Origin of the sequence: Nocardia sp. NPDC058497 (assembly GCF_042720195.1) — a bacterium.
Lineage (GTDB): Bacteria > Actinomycetota > Actinomycetes > Mycobacteriales > Mycobacteriaceae > Nocardia.
On the sequence record NZ_JBHXMY010000487.1, the window covers coordinates 1 to 4,539 of the forward strand.

Annotated in this window: 1 protein-coding gene; it reads left to right on the top strand. The window is 71.8% G+C overall.

What is annotated here, in order from left to right; genetic code table 11:
* The coding region (locus ACFWPJ_RS25535) for an amino acid adenylation domain-containing protein (protein WP_378854918.1) at positions 1–4,539 on the top strand (4,539 nt) is incomplete at both ends.

Below are 4,539 nucleotides of genomic sequence, written 5' to 3' on the forward strand. Positions count from 1 at the left end.
GGATCGCCCACATCGTCGCCGACTCCGGCGCGGTGCTCGGCCTGACCACCGCGACCCATCGGGCCGCCCTCGGCACCGGCCTCTACTGGATCGAACTCGACGATCCGGTGGTCGCCGAGCGCATCGCCGTGCGGCCCGCGCACGCGGTGAGCTACGCCGACCGGGTCAGGCAGATCGACGAATGCCATCCCGCCTACGTCATCTACACCTCCGGGTCCACCGGCAAGCCCAAGGGCGTCGTCGTCACCAATGCCGGACTCGCCGCACTGGTCGCCGCCGAGCGCGAACACTATGGCGTCGAACCGGATTCGCGGGTGCTGCACGTTTGCTCGCCGAACTTCGACGTATCGGTCCTGGAATTGCTGCTCGCCTTCGCGACCGGCGCCACCCTGGTCATCTCGCCGCCGCGGATCTTCGGCGGTTTCGAACTCTCGGATCTGCTGCGCCGCGAACGCATCACGCACCTGCTGATCACGCCGGGCGCGCTCGAGTCGGTCGACCCGGCGGGTCTGCCCGATCTGCGCACGGTCGTCGTCGCCGGCGACCGGTTCGGTCCGGAACTGGTCGGCCGCTGGGCCACCAACGGCCGCGCCTTCTACAACGGCTACGGGCCGACCGAAGCGACCATCCTCGCCACCAGCACCGGGCCGCTGCACGTGCGCGCGCCGATCACCATCGGCAGCGCGGTGCCCGGGATGGGGCTGTATGTCCTCGATGCCCGGTTGCGGCCGGTGCCCGCCGGTGTCGTCGGCGAGCTCTATCTGTCCGGTCCCGCACTGGCACAGGGGTATCTGGGCAGGCCGGGGCTCACCGCGGAACGCTTCGTCGCCTCGCCGTTCGGTACCGGCAGGCTCTACCGCACCGGTGACCTGGTGCGCAGGCTCGAGACCGACGGGTCGCTGGAATACCTGGGCCGCACCGACTTCCAGGTGAAGGTGCGCGGTTTCCGGATCGAGCTCGGCGAGATCGACAACGCGCTCACCGCGCATCCCGACCTCGACTACGCGGTGACCATCGGCAAGACCATGCCCTCGGGCGCGACCGCGCTGGTGTCCTATGTGCTGCCCCGCGTCGGGCGCACGGTCGATACCGGGGCACTGGCGGAATTCCTGGCCGGATCGCTCCCGGCGTACATGATTCCGGCCGTCATCATGGTGCTCGACGCGCTGCCGCTGACCTCGGTGGGCAAGCTCGATCGCGCCGCGCTGCCGACGCCGGTGTTCACCGCGCGCGGGTTCCGCGCCCCGGCCACCCCGGCCGAACAGGTGGTCGCCGACGTGTTCGCCGCGCTGTTGCTGCGCGACGGTTCCGGCCGGGTCGGCGCCGACGACGACTTCTTCGAACTGGGCGGCGACTCACTGCTCGCCGCGCAGGCCGTCGCCCGGATCGGCGCCGCGCTCGACGTGCGGGTCCCGGTCCAGGCCGTCTTCGAGGCGCCGACCGTGGCCGCCCTGGCGAACAAGGCCGAGCAGCAGCGTGTTTCGGCGAGCTCGCTCGCGCTGACCCCGCGGCCTCTACCCACGCTGGTCCCGCTGTCCTACGCCCAGCAGCGGATGTGGTTCCTCAACCGCTTCGATCCCGCCTCTGCGGTCGACAACATCCCCGTCGCGGTGCGCCTGTCCGGCCGGCTCGACCTGCCCGCCCTGCGCGCGGCCGTCGCCGACCTGGTCACCCGGCATGAAGTGCTGCGCACCGTGTACCCGGTGTCGGACGGCATCGAGCAGTCCGGCCTGGTGCTCGACGGTGAAGGCCACCAGGTGGTGCTCGCGCCCGGTGATCCGGCCGCGGCGCCGGAGTTCGACGTCGTCGAGGTGACCGAGGCCGAGCTGGGCGAGGCCATCGCCGCCGCCGCGCTGACCGGCTTCGATGTGACCGCGGCGCCGCCGGTGCGCGTCCGGGTGCTCGAGTTGTCGGAGACCGAGCACGTTGTGGTGTGCGTGGTGCACCACATCGCCGCCGACGGTTTCTCCTTCGCGCCGCTGACCAGGGACCTGCTGACCGCCTACGCCGAGCGCCGTGGCGGCGGCGCGCCGCAGTGGCCACCGCTGCCGGTGCAGTACGTCGACTACACGCTGTGGCAGCGCGAGCTGCTCGGCGACGAGAACGACCCGCGGTCGCTGCTGGCAGCGCAGGTCGCGTTCTGGCGCCAGACCTTGTCCGGCCTGCCCGAGCAGCTGGAACTGCCCACCGACCGGCCGCGTCCCGCGGTCGCCAGCCGGGCGGGCGGCACACTGAGCATCCAGGTGCCCGCCTCCGTGCACGCCGGGCTGGCCGCGCTGGCCCGCGAGCACAACGCGACGCTGTTCATGGTCGTGCACACCGCGCTGGCGCTGCTGCTGGCCCGGCTGTCCGGCACCCGCGACATCGCGGTCGGCACCCCGGTCGCCGGTCGCGGCGAGCAGGCGCTCGACGAGCTGATCGGCATGTTCGTCAACACCCTCGTGCTGCGCACCGAGGTCGACCCGGCGGCGAACTTCGTCGACCTGCTCCGCGATGTCAGGGCGGGTGACCTCGCGGCCTTCGGCCACGCCGACGTGCCCTTCGAGCGCCTCGTGGAACTGCTGGAGCCGGTGCGCTCGACCGCGCGGCATCCGCTGTTCCAGGTGATGCTGACCTTCCAGAACCTGGCCCGCACCGATCTGGCGCTGCCCGGTCTCGCCGTGTCCGCCGCCGATTTCACCGTGCCGCTGGCGAAGTTCGACCTGCAGGTGGAACTGGCCGAGCAGATCGGCGCCGACGGCGCGCCGCAGGGCATGGCCGCCTCGTTCGTCTACGCCACCGACCTGTTCGAGCACGCGACCGTCGCCGATTTCGCCGACCGCTGGACGCGGGTGCTGGCGGCGGTGGTCGCCGATCCGTCGGTGCCGGTCGGCGATATCGATGTGCTCGCCCCCGGTGAGCGGGAACTCGTGCTGCGCGAAGGTGATTCGCCGGGCATCGCGGTCCCGGAGGTCACCCTGGCCGACCTGATCTGCGCGCAGGCGCAGCAGCGGCCGGACGCGATCGCGGTGCGGGCGGGAGAGCGTTCGCTCACCTTCGCCGATCTGCTCGGCCGCGCCTCGGCGCTGGCCCGGACGCTGATCGCCTACGGTGCGGGCCCGGAAACCCTGGTGGCCGTTGCTGTTCCGCGTACCGAGGAACTGCCGGTCGCGCTGCTGGCCGTGCTGCTCTCGGGCGCGGGCTACCTGCCGATCGACTCCGGATATCCCGCGCAGCGCCTGGAATACGTCCTCGCCGACGCGAAACCCGCTGTGCTGCTGACGACGTCGTATGAGCGCGAGCTGGTTCCCGCCGACCTTCCGGTGGTGCTGCTCGACGAGGATCTCGGCTACTCGACCGAGCCCCTGCGTCCGGCCGAGCGGCGCGCGACGCTGCGCCCGGACCACCTGGCCTACGTCATCTACACCTCAGGGTCCACCGGTCTGCCCAAGGGCGTCGGTGTCAGCCACCGCAATGTGCTCGAGCTGTTCGCCAACACCCAGCTGCTGTTCCACTTCGACGTCGACGACGTGTGGACGGTGTTCCACTCCTTCGCCTTCGACTTCTCCATCTGGGAACTGTGGTGCGCGCTCGCGGGCGGCGCGTCGGTGGTGGTGGTCGACCATGTCACCTCGCGCTCGCCGATCCAGTTCCGGGAACTGCTCGCCCGCGAACAGGTGACCGTGCTGAGCCAAACCCCCACCGCGTTCGCTCAGCTCGACGAGGCCGACCGGGCCGCCCAGGCCGCGGGCGCGGCGCCGCTGCCGCTGCGCTACGTCGTCTTCGGCGGCGAGGCGCTCGACCCGCGCAAGCTCAACCGCTGGTACACGCGCTACGGAACCGATGCCGCCGCACCGCAATTGGTGAACATGTACGGCATCACCGAGACCACCGTGCACGTCTCGCACCTGACGATGGACGCGGGCGCCGCCGAACTGCCGAGCAGCCTGATCGGACGCGCGCTGCCCGGCCTGTCGGTGGCCGTGCTCGACGACCGGCTGCGGCCGGTGCCGTTCGGCGTCGCCGGTGAGCTCTACATCGCGGGCGGTCAGCTCTCCCGCGGCTATCTCGGCAAGCCGGGTCTCACCGCGACCCGCTTCGTCGCCGACCCGTTCGGCCCGCCCGGCTCGCGCCGGTACCGCTCCGGTGACCTCGGCCGCTGGATCGGTTTCCGCGGCACGCCCGCCCTGGAATACGGCGGTCGCGGCGACCAGCAGGTCCAGCTGCGCGGGTTCCGGATCGAGCCCGGCGAGATCGAGGCCGCGCTGCTCGGGGTGCCCGGCGTCGGCCAGGCCGCCGTCGTCGTCCGCGCCGACGAGCACGCGGGCGACCGGCTGATCGGCTATGTCGTCCCGGTCGACGGCGCGGCACTCGACCCGGTCGCCGTGCGCGCCGAGGTCGCCGAATTCCTCACCGGCTACATGGTTCCCGACGCGGTCGTGGTGATCGCGGGCCTGCCGCTGACCGCCAACGGCAAGCTCGACCGGGCCGCGCTGCCCGCACCGGAGTTCACCGCGGCCACCACCTTCCGCGCGCCGACAACCCCGATCGAACTGAGCG